General features: G+C 59.7%; 15 protein-coding genes. 4 read left to right on the top strand and 11 right to left on the bottom strand.

Features of this window, described 5'->3' with window-relative positions:
• Positions 1-32: 32 nt before the first annotated feature.
• Entirely contained in the window at positions 33-1,991 is a 1,959-nt protein-coding gene (locus FHJ80_RS01935) for a sigma 54-interacting transcriptional regulator (protein WP_176558194.1), read from the bottom strand.
• Positions 1,992-2,284: 293 nt separating this feature from the next.
• On the opposite strand from FHJ80_RS01935, the gene FHJ80_RS01930 reads away from it, so the two are divergent.
• Genes FHJ80_RS01930 through cynS form a run of 4 tightly spaced genes read left to right on the top strand, consistent with a single transcriptional unit; the run spans position 2,285 to position 5,969 of the window.
• Positions 2,285-3,709, top strand: coding sequence for a CmpA/NrtA family ABC transporter substrate-binding protein (locus FHJ80_RS01930; protein WP_139525369.1), 1,425 nt, complete (start codon positions 2,285-2,287; stop codon positions 3,707-3,709).
• A 2-nt stretch (positions 3,710-3,711) separates the two neighbouring features.
• Entirely contained in the window at positions 3,712-4,569 is an 858-nt protein-coding gene (gene ntrB, locus FHJ80_RS01925; RefSeq protein ID WP_139525368.1) for a nitrate ABC transporter permease, read from the top strand.
• A gap of 10 nt (positions 4,570-4,579) precedes the next feature.
• Complete coding sequence (locus FHJ80_RS01920; RefSeq protein WP_139525367.1) at positions 4,580-5,536, top strand: ABC transporter ATP-binding protein; 957 nt, start codon at positions 4,580-4,582, stop codon at positions 5,534-5,536.
• A complete protein-coding gene (gene cynS, locus FHJ80_RS01915) occupies positions 5,529-5,969 on the top strand; it encodes a cyanase (protein WP_139525366.1) in 441 nt (146 codons plus the stop codon). The genes FHJ80_RS01920 and cynS overlap by 8 nt, the downstream gene beginning before the upstream one ends.
• A gap of 68 nt (positions 5,970-6,037) precedes the next feature.
• Here cynS and xylB read toward each other — a convergent pair whose 3' ends face one another.
• From xylB to FHJ80_RS01865, 10 genes are all read right to left on the bottom strand, one after another.
• Positions 6,038-7,522, bottom strand: a complete 1,485-nt coding sequence (gene xylB, locus FHJ80_RS01910; protein ID WP_139525365.1) for a xylulokinase — start codon at positions 7,520-7,522, stop codon at positions 6,038-6,040.
• A complete protein-coding gene (locus tag FHJ80_RS01905; RefSeq protein WP_139525364.1) occupies positions 7,522-9,009 on the bottom strand; it encodes a mannitol dehydrogenase family protein in 1,488 nt (495 codons plus the stop codon). The genes xylB and FHJ80_RS01905 overlap by 1 nt, the downstream gene beginning before the upstream one ends.
• 36 nt (positions 9,010-9,045) lie before the next feature.
• On the bottom strand, positions 9,046-9,666 hold the full coding sequence (locus tag FHJ80_RS01900) for a nucleoside/nucleotide kinase family protein (protein ID WP_139525363.1): 621 nt from the start codon (positions 9,664-9,666) through the stop codon (positions 9,046-9,048).
• A gap of 7 nt (positions 9,667-9,673) precedes the next feature.
• Positions 9,674-10,459 (bottom strand): L-iditol 2-dehydrogenase, encoded by a 786-nt coding sequence (locus tag FHJ80_RS01895; RefSeq protein WP_139525362.1) that lies wholly within the window; start codon positions 10,457-10,459, stop codon positions 9,674-9,676.
• Complete coding sequence (locus FHJ80_RS01890) at positions 10,443-11,141, bottom strand: HAD family phosphatase (protein WP_139525361.1); 699 nt, start codon at positions 11,139-11,141, stop codon at positions 10,443-10,445. The genes FHJ80_RS01895 and FHJ80_RS01890 overlap by 17 nt, the downstream gene beginning before the upstream one ends.
• A complete protein-coding gene (locus FHJ80_RS01885; protein ID WP_139525360.1) occupies positions 11,138-12,295 on the bottom strand; it encodes an ABC transporter ATP-binding protein in 1,158 nt (385 codons plus the stop codon). Before FHJ80_RS01885 ends, FHJ80_RS01890 begins: the two co-directional genes overlap by 4 nt.
• A gap of 11 nt (positions 12,296-12,306) precedes the next feature.
• The gene (locus FHJ80_RS01880) at positions 12,307-13,158 is read right to left on the bottom strand and encodes a carbohydrate ABC transporter permease (RefSeq protein WP_139525359.1); all 852 of its coding nucleotides are present in this window, start codon (positions 13,156-13,158) and stop codon (positions 12,307-12,309) included.
• A 31-nt stretch (positions 13,159-13,189) separates the two neighbouring features.
• Positions 13,190-14,080, bottom strand: a complete 891-nt coding sequence (locus FHJ80_RS01875) for a carbohydrate ABC transporter permease (RefSeq protein WP_139525358.1) — start codon at positions 14,078-14,080, stop codon at positions 13,190-13,192.
• Between the two features lie 75 nt (positions 14,081-14,155).
• The gene (locus FHJ80_RS01870) at positions 14,156-15,478 is read right to left on the bottom strand and encodes a sugar ABC transporter substrate-binding protein (protein ID WP_139525357.1); all 1,323 of its coding nucleotides are present in this window, start codon (positions 15,476-15,478) and stop codon (positions 14,156-14,158) included.
• A gap of 164 nt (positions 15,479-15,642) precedes the next feature.
• A complete protein-coding gene (locus tag FHJ80_RS01865) occupies positions 15,643-16,596 on the bottom strand; it encodes a sugar-binding transcriptional regulator (protein WP_139525356.1) in 954 nt (317 codons plus the stop codon).
• Positions 16,597-16,717: the final 121 nt, after the last annotated feature.

The raw sequence follows: 16,717 nt of genomic DNA, 5'->3' as shown, positions 1-16,717 counted from the left end.
ACAAACGGATGTCAAGCAGATCCTCCCTAACCTTAGTCCAAAGCATCGTTGGCTGACGTACTTTTGCGCTGGCGTCTGCGATATTGCCGAGGATCGATGCCCCATTTTTGCAGTCGCGAAGTGAGGGTGGTGGGCTTCATGCCCAACAGCTCAGCCGCTCCTCCCGCCCCAGACACCTTTCCGTTTGCGGCTTTCAACGCTTTTAGTGCATTGCACCGCTGCTGATGGCACAGCGCTTGCTCGGTGAGCAGGTGGTCGGGCAACTCGCTACTATCGTGCGACGTTTCGTTGAACGCCGTGTGACGAGATAGTGGCTCTACCAACAAAAGGTCATCGAAAGAGAGCCGCTGATCTTGCGTCACGATTACCTGACGCTCGATGACGTTCTCCAACTCGCGAATATTGCCGGGCCAGGGATAACGCGTGAGGACATCAAGTTGCGCAGGCGGTATTCGTACCCCAGGTTTGTTGAACTTCAGGCAGGCGCGATGCAAGAAGTGGCGGGCCAGCAGCGGCACGTCTTCGATGCGTTTGCGCAGTGGAACGGAGTCGATGGGAAAGACGTTCAATCGGAAGTAGAGATCCTCGCGAAACTGCCCGGCATCGATCATCTCTTTTAACTCACGATTGGTCGCCGCAATCACCCGCACATCCACTTCGCGGGTACGGTTATCCCCCACCCGCTCGAACTGCTGATCCTGCAATACGCGCAGCAGCTTGCTCTGCAGCTCTAATGGGATTTCCCCTACTTCATCCAGGAACAGCGTGCCGCCATGGGCCAATTCAAAGCGTCCCGGACGGTCTTGCACCGCGCCGGTAAAGGCGCCTTTCACGTGACCGAAGAACTCACTCTCGAAGAGGTCGCGGGGAATCGCGGCACAGTTCACGCGGATCAACGGCCGGTCGCTGCGAGTACTACCTGCGTGAATTGCCCGGGCAATCAGTTCTTTGCCAGTACCTGACTCGCCGCTAATCAGCACGTTAGCGCTGGTCGGCGCGACCATGGCAATCTGCTGAGTCAGCTTGGCCACCGCCGGGCTGTTGCCGACGATATTGCGGTGGTTCACTTCGGCTTTGATCTCTTCTTGCAGATACTGGTTCTCTAGCTCCAAGCGGCGTTTGAGCGACTCCACCTCTTCTAGCGCATCGCGTAGCTGCTGCTCGGCACGTTTACGCTCGCGAATATCGCGAAACAGGACCACCGCTCCCACTAATCGGCCCATTTCGAAAATCGGCGTGCTGGTGTACTCCACGGGAATGGCCTCGCCATTTTTATGCCAGAACACTTCGTCATCCACATGGTGCACTTGACCATCACTAAACGAGGCATGGATAGGGCACTGCTGGACGGGGAAGTGGCTGCCATCGGCGTGGGTATGATGAAACATCAGATGCGCATCGTGGCCCACCATATCCTCCGTACTCCAGCCAAGAATGCGCTCGGCGGCCGGATTGACGAAGGTGGTTTTGCCATCGGCATCCAGGCCGTAAATGCCCTCCCCGGCCGCGCTGAGAATCAGCTGGTTCTGCTTTTCGATACGCTCGAACACCTGCTCGACCCGCTGCCAGCCCACCTCCCCTTGCCGGTGCTGTCGGCTAAGCTCGGCCTTGGCACGACGCTGTTCGGCCTTGTTGCGATCGATCAACGTCAACAATAGCTGCGATTCGCTCTGCAAGCGTTGGCCATAGACTTCGACACGACGAGGTTGGCGGGCGCTATCCAGCAGCACTAAATCATCCGACCACCCTTGCCCGGTCGTTAGTACCTCGTCGGTAAAGCTGACCCATAGCGGCAGTGAGGCGCTCAAGCGGTGACTGAAGGGGGTGGTGAGGGTTTGATCACGCGCTAGGAGCAGCAAGTGGCAGGCGGCAGGGTTGGCATCGATCAGGGAATCGCTAAGCGGATCGACGATGATCATGGCCAGCGGCGTATGGCTGGCCATATGCGTTAAGGGCGTTTCGATGATCGAGGAGTGGGAAGTGCCACGCATCACAGGCTCCTTGGCAGCCAGCTGGACGACTCTCTTTCCATACAAACAGCGGGCCAATCACGAATTTTCGTTATTTAAACAACGAAATATCGTCATTGACGAAAAATCGTGACGAATTCGTTGACTCAGCGACTGCCTTCTCACACCAGTAACCCTATGACTCATCGACAAAAACATCAGAAAAACTCGTTTTGGCATATAAGTCGCTATCTATGGACATAGCGCCGCAGGGAATCGTTACGCACCAAGACGGCGCAGCTTAAACCCCTTTTGCTCCTGTGAGGTGAACGTCCATGAAAGAGAACAACGACCCCAGCAGTCTTGGCAACCCGTTCGATCATCGCCAATCACTGATTCACGGACGACAGTGCGATTGCCATCAGTGCTCCCCCTCCCAACCCAACAGCGCTAGGTCCCCGCATCAGACAAACGCAGTGGCACCATCGTTAACGCCAAGCAGCGCCGATGACGTTATGGATCGAGTGGTCGAAAGCGCCTTAATACGCGGCATGTTTGGCCATAGCGACATGCACCGCCGTCAGTTCATGAAGCTGGTGGGTGGCGGCACGGCCGCCGCGGCGTTAGCGAGCCTGTTCCCCCTAGATTCGATCAAAGCCGCCGTCAAAGAGAGTTTAGGTCCGCTCGAGAAAACCCAGCTTAATGTGGGCTTCGTTCCCATTACCTGCGCTACCCCCATCATCATGGCCCACCCCATGGGTTTTTATGAGCGCTACGGCCTGGATGTCTCGGTCATCAAAACCGCGGGGTGGGCAGTGGCGCGGGATAAATCCCTTAACCGCGAATACGACGCGGCGCACATGCTAACGCCCATGCCATTGGCCATGACCCTCGGTGCGGGTTCCACGCCCGAGCCATTCATCATGCCAGCGGTAGAAAACATCAACGGTCAGGCCATCGTGCTACATAACGACCACCTGGATAAGCGCGATCCGCAGCAGTGGAAAGGCTTTACCTTTGGCGTACCGTTCGAGTACTCCATGCACAACTTCCTACTGCGCTACTATGTCGCCGAGCACGGCTTGGATCCGGATCAAGATATTCAAATTCGCGTGATTCCGCCGCCCGAGATGGTCGCCAACCTGCGGGCAGGCAACATCGACGGCTTCTTATCACCCGACCCCTTCAACCAGCGCGCGGTATTCGAACGCATCGGCTTCATTCATCTGCTGACCAAAGAGATTTGGGACGGACACCCCTGCTGCGCCTTTGCCACCAGCGCCCGCTTTGCCCGCGAGAACCCGAACACCTACGGCGCTTTGCTTCGCGCGATTATCGACGCGACACAGTACTCCTCCGACCCTGCCAACCGCTCAGAGATTGCCGAAGCCATTGCTCCGACGAATTACCTGAACCAGCCGGTCACGGTCATAGAGCAAGTACTCACCGGGCGCTTTGCCGACGGTTTGGGCGGCGTACAGAACGTGCCCGACCGCATCGATTTCGACCCCTTCCCCTGGCACTCCATGGCGGTCTGGATCCTGACGCAGATGAAGCGCTGGGGCTATATCGAAGGCGACGTGGATTATCAGCAGATCGCTCGGGACGTGTATCTGGCTACCGATGCGCAGACCGTGATGCGCGAGCTGGGCTATGAAGCGCCCGAAGAGACCGCCCGCAACTACCAAATCATGGGCAAGACCTTTGATTACACCCAGCCCGAAGCGTACGTCGACAGCTTCGCCATTCGGAGGGGTTAACCATGGACCGCACCACTACCGAGTGGAAATTGAGCCTAAACGTTCGCGCCACGATTCTTGCCATCATGTTGCTGGTCGTGGGTCTGGGCATCTGGGAAGGGTTGAATCAATCCCCGCTCATGGGGGGAGGTGCCGAGCTGAGCGAATACGAGCAGCTGCTGGCCGGGGCCGATGAGAGCGCTAAAGTACCGCCACCTTCAGAAATCGCCGTCAAAGCGTGGCAAGAGCTTTCGAACCCTTTTTATGATGCAGGCCCCAACGATAAAGGCATTGGCATTCAGCTGGGCTATTCGCTGTATCGCGTGCTCAGCGGCTATTTGCTGGCCGCGCTGGTGGCGATTCCCATTGGCTTTTTGATTGGCATGTCGCCGCTGGCGTACAGAGCGCTCAACCCGTTCATTCAGGTGTTGCGGCCCATCTCCCCGCTGGCCTGGATGCCGCTGGCACTGTTCATCATTCGCGATTCCGAAGCCTCCGCCATCTTCGTGATCTTTATCTGCTCCATTTGGCCCATGCTGCTCAACACGGCCTTTGGCGTGGCGGGCGTACGCAACGACTGGGTGAACGTGGCCCGCACCCACGAGCTGTCGTCGCTGCAAACGGCCTTCAAGGTCATTCTACCTGCGGCAGCGCCCACCATTCTGACCGGTATGCGGATCTCCATCGGCATCGCCTGGCTGGTCATCGTGGCCGCCGAGATGCTGGTGGGCGGTACGGGCATTGGCTACTACGTCTGGAACGAGTGGAACAACCTCGACCTGACCAGCGTGATCTTTTCCATCCTAATGATCGGCGTGGTGGGCATGCTGCTGGATATGTCGCTTGCCTATATTGCCCGCTTCGTCACTTACGCCGAATAAGGAGCCGACCATGAGTCATGCGTTCGTAGAGGTACAGAAAGCTGCCAAGCGCTTCCCAAGTGCCAGTAAAGAAGCCGAACCGCTGACGGTGTTCGAGAACATCAGTTTTCAGCTCGAGAAAGGCGAATTCGTGTGCATCATCGGCCACTCTGGCTGCGGTAAATCCACCATCATGAACGCGCTCGCCGGGCTGGATCAGTTCTCCGAAGGGTCCTTGGTGATGGAGAACAAAGAGATCAGCGGCCCAGGCCTCGAGCGCGGCGTGGTGTTCCAAAACTACAGCCTGCTGCCCTGGCTCACCGCGCTTGAAAACGTTCGCTTTGGCGTACGCGCCCGGTGGAAAACGTGGAGCGATCGAGAGGTCACCGACCACAGCATGAAGTACCTGGACATGGTCGGCTTGAAAGAAGTGGTGGACCGCAAGCCCTCCCAGCTCTCTGGCGGTATGCGTCAACGGGTGAGCATCGCCCGGGCGTTTGCCACCAAGCCAAAACTGCTGCTGTTGGATGAGCCGTTTGGCGCGCTGGATGCGCTGACCCGGGGCGTCATTCAAGACGAGCTGATCAACATCTGGAGCCAGGATCAGCAAACCGTGTTCATGATTACCCACGATGTGGACGAAGCGATCTTGCTGGCCGACCGCATCTTTTTGATGACCAACGGCCCCCAAGCGCGTATCGCCGAGGCGGTGGAGATCGATCTGCCACGGCCGCGCCAGCGGGCAAGTATCGTGAAACACCCGCACTTCTACACGATTCGTAACTACCTGGTCGACTTCCTGGTGAACCGCTCCGGCGAGCTGCGCACCCAGGAGTTCGACGGCCAAGGCCTGCGCTACCCCACACCGGTCAACCCGGTGCAACTAGCAGCTGCCGAGGCCACCACGGGTTCAACCCCGGCAACCCCTGCCACCGAATCCCAAGAAAACCTAGTGAAGTTCACTCCCAAGGAGGTCCGTCATGGATAAGCTCGAAATGCGTCATACCCTGCTGGCTGCCAAGGCCCGCAAAAAACTGAGTTGGGACGACATTGCCAGCGCCGTCGGCATGTCGCCGGTGTGGGTCGCATCTGCCTGCTACGGCATGAACAGCGCCAGCGCCGATATCGCTCATAAACTCTGCGACGTACTCGAAGTGGATGGCGACGTCGCTACCGCACTCACGGCCTTCCCCACCAAAGCGTGGGATGAAGCGATTCCCCAGGACCCGTTCATCTACCGCCTCTACGAAGTGGTCGGCGTATATGGCGAAACGCTCAAGGACGTGGTGCAGGAGAAGTTCGGCGACGGCATCATGAGCGCCATCGACTTCACCATGGAGGTGGACAAAATCGAAGACCCAAAAGGCGACCGTGTCTTGCTCACTCTCAACGGCAAATTCCTGCCCTATAAATCCTGGTAAGCCCTCAATAACGTGTGATCATGCTGACACGCCAGCGCCTTCCAATGAGGGCGCTGGCGTTGTTGGCTTTACAGCGCGTGGCGTTGGGACAGGGCAGCGAGATAGCGCTGATACGCCTCGTGATACGCCGCGACCCGATGGGTATCTGGCTCGGCCAGCGACGCCGCATCCAGGTGCACCAAGCGCTCGCACAGTGACGCCAACGTCACCCCTTGATGCTGTAGGTCGCACCAGGCCGCTTGAATGGCCGCGCCCAATGCAGCGGCATCGGTAATTTCGGGGCAGATTACCTGGGTACGGGTAATGTCCGCCACCATCTGCCGCCACACCGGGCTGTTCGCCCCGCCGCCAATCAGCCGAATCTGGCTGGTGCCTGCGGCAAGCTCACCCAACAGCTCCAGCCCATAGCGTAGACCAAAGGTCGCGCCCTCCATTACGCCTCGGCAGAGGTTGGCCTGGGTCATGTTCAGGCTGGTCAACCCGAGAAAATCGCCGGCGGCATCGGGCAGCATGGGCACCCGTTCGCCGTTGAAGAACGGCAGTACGGTAACGCCCTCGGCGCCAATCGGGGCGCTGGCGACCTGCTCGCCAAAGGCGGCCAAATCCAGCCCAAACAGCTCACGCACGCGAGTCGTTGCTGACGTGACGTTCATGGTGCAGATCAGCGGCAGCCACCCCCCGTGGCTAGCGCAAAAATTGGCCACCATGGCGCTGTCACCCACCACCGGGTTAGGCGAGTAAGCGCACACTGTGCCGGAGGTGCCCAAGCTGAGCGTGACCAGCCCCTGGGTAATATTGCCGGTGCCAATCGCCCCCATCATGTTGTCGCCGCCGCCGGAGGAGACCACCACGTTATCGCTCAGCCCCAGCTCCTGCGCCACTAGCGGGCGCACCCGGCCTGCTGGTTCATGGGCGTCAATAATCCGAGGTAATACACGGTCAGGGTCGAGCTCCGGCGCAATGGCGGCAAACACCGCTTTCTGCCAGCACTGGGCGCGGGTATCGAAGTAGCCAGTGCCCGAGGCGTCGCCTGCCTCGGTCACGCGTTCGCCGGTTAGCCAGAAGTTTAGATAGTCATGGGGCAGCAAGAGTGTGGCAATACGCTGATAGGCATCCGGATGGTGGTTGCGTAGCCAAGCCACTTTTGAGGCGGTGTAGCCGGTTTGCAGCACCAAGCCCAGCTTCTCCAGGCAGCCCGCCTCGCCCCCCAGGGATTCCACCAGCGCGCTATTTTCAGCGCTGGTTTCAGTATCGCACCACAGCTTGGCGGGATACACCGGCACGCCATCGGCATCGAGCGCCACCATGCCGTGCTGCTGGCCGGACACGCCGATGCCGCGCACCTGTTTGGCATCGATACCCGCACGCTCGATCGCTTGAAAGAACGCGCCTTTGAGAGCCGCCAGCCACACCGCCGGTGACTGCTCCCGGCGGCCATGCTCCCCTTCATCCAAGCGATGCGGACGGCTGCCCTCGCCCAGAATGACGCCCCGTTCCACATCCACCACCACGACTTTGGTACTTTGCGTACCGCAATCCACCCCGATATACATCACAACGTTCCTTTGGACGCGACCTGAGCCTCTAGGGTAGCCCGTGCGCCCCGTTCATGCAGCGACGTCAGCGCCTTCAGGTAAGCGTTCAAAAAACGAGGCTGGTCTGCCAAATCGCCAAACAGCTCGCGGTTTTCCACGAAGGCCGCCGGATGGGTACGATTGTTGGCGGCAATGGCCATTAATGGCTCGCGCAAGCGATCCACGATCTCAATGGTATCCCCCTGCTCGTCGACGCCTTCGGCGTAGCGCGCCCAGCTGGCGACTACGGCGGCGCTGCGCTCGATTTCACCGCCTTGGGCAAGCTGCTGGCGAATCACTGGCACTAACCATTTGGGAATGCGATCCGAGCTTTCGGCGCACAGCCGCGCCAAGGTGTCTTTGATTTGCGGGTTTGCAAAGCGCTCGATCAGCGTCAGCTGATAGGTTTCTAGATCCACCCCCGGCACGGGGGCTAGCGTCGGTGTGCCCTCTTCGCGCATGTACCCCAGCAAGAACTCGACGAACAGCGGGTCTTGGCACACTTCGTGGGCGTAACGGTAGCCCGCTAGGTAGCCAAAGTAGGTGAGCGCCTGGTGGCTGGCATTGAGCAGGCGCAGCTTCATCAGCTCGTAAGGCTCGACATCGTCGACAACCTGAACACCGACCTGCTCGAACGCCGGGCGACCCAAGGGGAAGTGATCTTCCAGCACCCACTGGGTAAAGGGCTCGCACACCACGGGCCAGGCATCTTCCACGCCAAAACGCTGGGAGAGCTCTTCGATATCCGTGGGCGCGGTCACCGGCGTAATGCGGTCCACCATAGCGTTGGGAAACGCGACCTCGGCAGCCAGCCAATCGCCCAATTCCGCACTGCGGGCGCGGGCGTAGGCGCTAAACATACGCTTGGCGACATTGCCGTTACCTTGAATGTTGTCGCAGGACATCACCGTAAACGGCGCAATACCCCGTGACCGGCGACGTACCAGGGCTTCCACCACTAAGCCAAAGCTGGTGAAGGGGCGCTCGGGATGAGCAAGATCGTCGCGCACCTGGGGGGCGTCCAGGTTGAACTCCCCAGACACCGGGTGAACGTTGTAGCCGCCCTCCGTGACGGTGAGCGAGACGATCTTGATGGCGGGGTCGGCCATCGCCTCGATCACCGCCTCGGGGTCTTCCGGGGCAAACAGGTAGTTCACCATGCTACCAATCACCCGAGGCTGATACTCACCGTCAGGGTGCTTGACCACCAGCGTATAGAGGTAGTCTTGCGCAGCGAGGGCCTGCTGCATGCGCTTGTCGCCGGGCATGACCCCCACGCCCACAATGCCCCAATTCAGCGCTTCGCCCTGGTTCATCAGCGCATCCACGTACATGGCCTGATGGGCCCGATGGAAACCACCAACGCCAATATGCACGATGCCAGGCGTCACGGCCTGACGATCATAGACTGGCGTCTCGACCGCCGCGCTGAGGGCACCCATGTTGTGGTTGTTAAGCTGGGTCATCGTCACTCTCCGGGTTATGGATTAGGCAAGCGCGTCCTAGCGCCAGCGCTGGTCAGGTGCCACGCTGCAGGTTTTGACCAGCGCGGCATTGAGCATGTCTTTTTGGTGGGTACGCTCGAGGGCACCGGTCCGGTCTTGGCCCATACAGAGCCAGCGGTTCACCAGCCGCTCCACGAGCACGGCATCGTCCACGTCGATAAATAGCGTCCAGTCGAACAGCGCGTGTAGTGAACGCCACGGATCTTGGTCCAGTAGTAGGTAGTTGCCTTCCACGATCACGATGCGATGCTCTGGCGTCACGAGCCGCCCACCGGCACGGGCAAGATCCAGCGGTCGATCAAAGACCGGTACGGCGACCGGCTTATCCACACGACGGATGCGCGTCAAATCATGATGCAACCCCTCCACATCGAAGGTGTGGGGCGCGCCTTTCACAGGAAGCTGCTCATCGCCCAGTACGGCGTTATCGAAGTGGTAGCCATCCATCGGCACCACCACCGCCTGCCCAGGGCGCAGCTGGTTGATCGCCTCACAGAGCAGCGCGCTGCGGTAGGATTTTCCTGCCCCCGGCGGCCCCGCCAGGGCAACCATCCAGCGCGCCTTGCCGTCGGCAGCATCCAGTAGTTGGTGGCTTAACGAAACAAGATCAGGACTCATGGGCGTCTTAGCTCATCCAGTTGCCGCCATCGACGTTCAGGGTTTGGGCGACAACGTAATCGCTATCCTGGCTGGCAAGAAACACGGCGGCGCCGGTGTGATCTTCTGGCAGCCCCATACGGCCATAGGGCACCGCCTCGCCCACTAAGCGCTTTTTCTCACCCAGCGGGCGGTTCTCGTAGCGGGCGAACAGCGCATCGACCTCTTCCCACATCGGGGTATCCACTACGCCGGGGGCAATGCCATTCACATTGATGTGGTGTTTGATCAAATCGAGACCGCAGGACTGGGTCAGGCTAATCACGGCGGCTTTGCTAGCACAGTAAACGCTCACTAGCGGCTCGCCTCGTCTACCCGCCTGGGAGGCCATATTGATGATCTTACCCCCCTGGCCTTGGGCCACCATGGCGCGGGCCACGGCCTGCAGGGTGAAAAACATGCCCTTGGTGTTCACCGCAAACTGTTTATCGAAGCTGGCCTGGGTCACGTCCAGCACCGGCGCCATATCGAACACCGCCGCGTTATTGACCAAAATATCAATGCCGCCAAAGCGCTCGGTGACGCTCTCCACCATGGCATCGATGGAGCCTTGGTCACACACGTTCAGCACCACGCCCATGACCCGCTCGGCGCTGGCATCCTGCTGCAGCGTGGCGAGCGCGTCTTCGATGGCGTTGGCATCGATATCGGCCACCACCACCTGGGCTCCTTCGGCCAGGTAGCGCTGGGCAATGGCGAGCCCGATGCCACGGGCACCGCCGGTAATCACGGCACGTTTATCGAGCAGTTTCATTGTTATCGTTTCCTTGCAGATGTAGTTGCCACTCGTCGACCAAGGCGTTGAGCCCACGCATATGGGGCAAAATTCGCCAAGCACCCGCCGCGAGCAGGCGGTTAGACTGCTCGTCGTCGATATGGCTGGCGCCCACAAAACCAATCACCCGCATGCCGGCGGCATGGGCAGCGCTCACCCCTGCCACACTGTCTTCGACCACTAGACAGCGGCTGGGCGGGCAACCCAACTCGCTTGCCGCCAAGCGATAAATCGCGGGGTCCGGTTTGGGGTTGTCGACCTGCTCGGCGGTGAAAATGGGGGCGTCGCCCAGCGCCTCTTTCAATTGTGTCGTGGCGAGCGATGCCAGCACGCGGCAGCGGCGGCTGTTGGAGACCACGGCTTTGGGTAAATCGATACCGCTCACAGCGTCGTGAACCCCTTCAATAGCGGTGAGTTCTCGCGCTAGACGCGCTTCTATAGCGCTATCGACGACTTCAGAGGCATTGGACGGCAGCGGATAGCGGCTTAACTGCGCCAAGTGCTTTAGGATGTCGGCGGTCGTCATGCCCAGGGCTTGGCTGAGCAGCGAGGGAATATCCAGATCCGGCAGCCACTGCACAAGGTGGGTTTCCAAGGTCTCTTCCGCCAGGGCTTCGCTGTCCACCAGAACGCCATCGCAATCAAAAATCAGCACCTTCATACCTGCGCTCCTGGCGTAGGCGTCTCGGTCGCAGCGCGGTTATCCTGGCGGGTCAGGCTGGCCAGCGGGTGCTGTGACAGGCTTTCTAGCGCCAAACCTTGGGCATCGAACAGATGAGCACGCTCGGCGGCAAAGCCAAACTGCACGGTATCGTTCACCCGGTAGGCCACGTCGCCATCGGCCATGAGGGTGATGAGCAGCTCGCCCATCTGCACGTACAGCGAGGTCTGCCCGCCCAAGCGCTCCAACACTTTGATTTGGCCACTCAGCGGGCCGTTTTCATCCAACTGTAGGTGCTCAGGACGAATACCTAGCTCCAGCGCTTCGTCGCTGGCGAGCCCTTCGCCCGAGACGGGAATGGTGCACGGCCGCCCGCCGGGCAGGCGCACGGTGACACCGTCATCGCCAATGGAGCGCTGCTCGACGCTGAAGAAGTTCATCTTGGGCGAGCCAATAAAGCCCGCCACGAAGCGGTTACGCGGGTGGTGATAGAGCGCCATGGGCGAGCCCACCTGTTCCACCACGCCATCGTGCAACACGACGATTTTATCGGCCATGGTCATGGCTTCTATCTGGTCGTGGGTCACGTAAATCATCGTGGCATCCAGCTCTTCATGCAGCCGCGCCAGCTCGATACGCATCTGCACACGCAGCGCCGCGTCTAGGTTGGAAAGCGGCTCGTCGAACAGGAAGATGCTGGGGTTACGCACGATCGCCCGTCCAATCGCCACCCGCTGGCGCTGGCCGCCGGACAGCGCTTTGGGCTTGCGGTCCAACAGCGGCTCGAGCTGAAGGATCTTGGCGGCTTCCAGCACTTTGGCGCGGCGCTCTTTTTTGGGCACGCCAGCCAAGCGCATGCTAAAGCCCATGTTGCCCTCGACGGTCATGTGCGGGTAAAGCGCATAGCTCTGAAACACCATTGCCAATCCACGGTCGGCGGGTCCCACGTCGTTCATGCGCTGGCCATCGATGAGAATATCGCCGTCGCTGGCGCTCTCCAACCCCGCGATCATGCGCATCAGCGTGGATTTACCGCAGCCCGAGGGGCCAACGAACACCACGAACTCACGATCATTCACGTCGAGATCGATACCTTTGATGACCTGGGTGTCGCCAAACCGCTTGGTAATGTTCTTGAGTTGTAAGGTCGCCATGGGGAACTCCTTTACTTGACGGCGCCAAAGGTCAGGCCACGCACCATTTGTTTTTGGGTCAGCCAACCGAGGATCAGGATGGGGGCAATAGCCATGGTGGACGCCGCCGACAGCTTGGCCCAAAACAGCCCTTCAGGACTCGAGAAGGAAGCAATGTAGGCGGTCAATGGCGCGGCTTTCGACGACGTTAAGTTGAGGCTCCAGAACGCCTCGTTCCAGCTCAAAATCACCGACAGTAACCCAGTAGAGGCAATGCCCGGCAGCGTGAGCGGTAACAGCAGGAAAAACACTTCCTGCAACGTAGAGGCACCGTCCATCCGGCCCGCTTCGAGGATGTCTTTGGGCATGTCTTTAAAGAAGGTGTAGAGCATCCACACCACGATGGGCAGGTTCATCAGGGTATAGACGATGATCAACCCGGTGCGGGTATCCAGCAGCCCGACATCTCTAAAAATCAGATAGATAGGCACCAAAACACCCACCGGAGGCAGCATCTTGGTGGAGAGCATCCACAGCAACGTGCCCTTGGTGCGCTTGGTGGGTAAAAACGCCATGGCGTAGGCCGAGGGAATGGCGATCAGCAGCGCTAAAAAGGTCGAGCCAAACGCCACGGCTACGCTATTTAGTGCAAAGCGGGCGTAGCCCGAGCGGTCCTGTACCGCCTGATAGCTTTCCAGAGTGGGCGAAAAAATAAAGCTGGGATCGGCAATCGCCGCCGTCTCGGTTTTGAACCCCGTCAGCACCATCCAGAGGATGGGAAAAAAGATGATCAGCGCGGTGGTCCAGCCCAACAGGGTGAGCACCAGTTGCCTCATCGGCAACGAGCGAGTGTGTGCTGGTGCGCTATTACGATGCGTTGTCATTGAAATGCTCCCAAGACGCCCTGGTGCCGGGTCAGTCTTCTAAGTTCTTAGCGACCATGCGGACAAGGAAAATCGCGACGATATTGGCGAGAATGATGGCGATCACCCCACCCGCCGAGGCCATGCCCACATCGAAATCCAGCAGCGCTTGGATATAGATCAAATAAGCCAAGTTGGTCGTCGCGAGCCCCGGCCCGCCGGAGGTGGTGACGAATATCTCGGCAAAAATCGTCAGCAGGAAGATCATTTCGATCATGATCACCACGCTAATAGCACGCTTGAGATGCGGCAGCGTGATGAAGAAAAAAATCGCCAGCGGCCCTGCGCCATCCATCCGGGCGGCCTCCACCTGGTCCTCATCCAGCGATTGCATGGCCGTGAGTAGAATGAGGAGCGCGAACGGCAGCCACTGCCACGAGACGATAATGATGATGGAGGTCAGCGGTAGCGACGAGAACCAGTCCAGCGCGGGGAGCCCCAACGACTCCGCCAGCCATGCCAGGACCCCATTGGAGGGGTGCATCATCATGTTTTTCCACACCAGCGCGCTGACCGTTGGCATGACGAAGAAGGGAGAGATCGCCAGTACGCGGGCGATACCCTGCCCGGCAAACTCCTGTTGAAACAGCACCGCCAACAGCGTGCCGCCTACAACGGTGACCACCAGCACCCAGCCCACCAGCAGCAGCGTGGTGCCCATGGCCGACCAGAGCGCGGGGTCGGTGAGCAGATACTCGTAGTTCTCCAACCCGGCAAAGCCGGTCATTCCGGGCATCAGCAGGTTGTAGCGCTGAAAAGAGAACCAGAGGGTCATGCCTAAAGGCACGATCATCCAGAGCAGCAACAGCGTGACGGCGGGCGCTTGAAGCGACAGCGTCCTCAGCCCGCCGACCGTCCGGCCAGAAGCACGTGTTCTATTCATGTAAATACCTGCAAGAAAGACCTGCGAGAACCACCAGCAACGCCTGCCCAGGACCGGGCAGGCGCGGGAGTGCCTTTAGCGTTCGATATAGCCCGCCCGTTGCATGGTGCGTTCGGTGGCGCGTTGGGCGCTATCCAGCGCCTGTTCAACCGATGTATCGCCGGTAAGTGCCGCAGCAATGGTCTGGCCAACCTGCGTCCCAATCGACTGGAACTCGGGGATACCGACGAACTGCACGCCCACATAGGGGTTCGGCTCAAGGGTGGCGTCGGTGGGGTCGGCTTCTTGAATGGCGTTCAGTACGAAGCCAGCAAACGGCGCGGCGGAGGTGTACTGCTCGTTAGCATAGGTAGACTCGCGGGTGCCAGGCGGTACGCTGGTCCAGCCGTTGGTGTCACCGACTAGCTCGATGTACTCCTGGGATGTGGCCCAAGTGATGAACGCCTGCGCAGCCTCTTTATGCTCAGAGGAGGCTGGGATGGCGAGCGCCCAGGACCACAGCCAGTGGGAGCCTTTGGGGGTTTCCGCGATGGGCGCGGGTGCAAAGCCCAGCGTGTCGGCTACGTCGGATTCGTTCTCGTCGTAGAGCTTGCCAGCCGCTGAGGTAGCATCGACCCACATCGCGCAGTTGCCGCGGGAGAAGAGCGCAAGGTTCTCGTTAAAGCCGTTGGAGCTGGCGCCGGGCGGGCCATAGTTGCCAAGCAGATCTACGTAGAACGCAATTGCCTCATTCCAGGCCTCGGAGTTGAGCTCTGGGTTCCACTGCTCATCGAACCAGCGTCCACCGAAGGTGTTTACCAGCGTCGAAACAAAGGCCATGTTCTCGCCCCAGCCCGGCTTACCGCGCAAACAGATACCCGCAAGGCCCTCTTCGCTACCGTGGAGCTGTTCGGCCCAGTCACGCACCTGCGACCAGGTGGGCTGCTCGGGCATCTCGATGCCTGCCTGCTCGAATAGATCGGTGCGGTAATACATCATCGAGCTTTCCGCGTAGAACGGCAGGGCGTGCAGCGTACCGTTTAGGCTCAAGCCATCGCGCACCGATGCCAGCAGATCGTCTTCGTTGTAGTCGTCAGGCAGGTCGTCCAGCGGCTCTAGCCAGCCGCGCTCCGCCCAAATGGGCACTTCGTAAGTGCCGATGGTCATGACGTCGAATTGCCCACCGCCGGTGGCAATGTCCGTGGTCATACGCTGACGCAGCACGTTCTCCTCGAGCACCACCCAGTCCAGCGTGATCTCAGGATGCGCTTGTTCAAAGGCGTCGGTCAGGCTCTGCATGATGACCATGTCGTTATTGTTCACCGTCGCGACGGTGATCTCGGTTTGAGCCTGGGCTTGGCCAGCTACCGCAACGGCAGCGGCTAGGGTCGTGACGGGCAAATGACGCGCGAGACGCATACAGCACTCCTCTTGGCAAATATTGGCATTGTTGTTGCCTTGATCTTATTGATCATCAACCGAACAAATGATCGTATGCAGGCCAAAAAAAAGCAAAGCCTGCCGCGTTAGACTTTACGCTAATGCATTCAATCGTTTGCATGTTGCAGGCGCGAAGTCGCGCTTCACTCCATTGCCTCCACGATGTGTCGGGCGGCAATCTCATCGGTGACCAACCCTTTCAACCAGCCGCCGCGCAGCGCGGCTAAAATGGCGGGGGCTTTATCCCGGCCACCGGCAATGCCTACCATCAGATGTTTGCCAAAGCGTTCAAGCGGCAGGCTAGTCACGCGCCGGGTGATTGAGCAGTCCACCACCTCGCCACGGCGGTTCAGCGGCCAACCCAACAGCTCCCCCACGGCCTCTCGGCCCAGTAGCTCATCCAGCTCGGTTTCACTGATGAAGTGATCTTGAAACAGCGTGGCTCGACGATCGATGCGCCCAATACCGATAAAGGCGGCTTCCGACTCCCGCGCCACGTCGGCAATCGCTTTGAACAAACGCTGCGAGAGCATGGCCTCTTTTTCCGCCAGCGACGCCGCGACGACCGGAGCGGGAAGCAAAAAACGCTCGCCGCCGGTTTTATCCGCCAGCACCATCACGGCGTCGTAGCGGTTGGCGGAACCATCACGCGCCACGTTGCCCACCAGCGAGACAAAACGATGCTGCGGCCGCTCCACGCGGCTCAACGCTTCCACCGCGGCGCGCACCGAACGTCCAGTTCCCAGCGACAGCGTTAACGGCTCGCTGCGCTCCACCAGGCGGGCAATGCGCTCTGCCCCTGCCACGGCCAAGTAGTAGGCCGCACTCTCAGGGGCCTGGGTGTCTGCTGGCACCACGTCGCAGTAGGTCAGTTGAAAACGCTCACGCAGCGTGCTGCCGAGCGCCATACAGGTCGAGATGGGGTGGTCGATATGCACTTTCACCAACCCCTCTTGGCGCGCCAGGGCCAGTAAACGCTGAACACCGGGGCGTGAGACGCCAAGTTGGCTGGCAATCTCGTCCTGGGTCATGCCACCGACATAGGACATCCAGGCAGCTCTCGCCGCCTGATCCAGTTTTACTTCGAACTTATCCATGACTGGGCTCGCCGCCTTGTCGTTAAAAAAACCTCATCATACAAAGCCTTCACCAAGACCAGTAGTGTCCGATCCGCTAACATGGGCAGCGACGTCTTATCCCCGATGCACTGAGGTGGCC

The organism is Halomonas sp. BL6 (assembly GCF_006228115.1).
Classification (GTDB): Bacteria; Pseudomonadota; Gammaproteobacteria; order Pseudomonadales; family Halomonadaceae; genus Vreelandella; species Vreelandella piezotolerans.
Note: the sequence above shows the minus strand (reverse complement) of the source record. Positions and strands in the feature narration are given on the sequence as shown.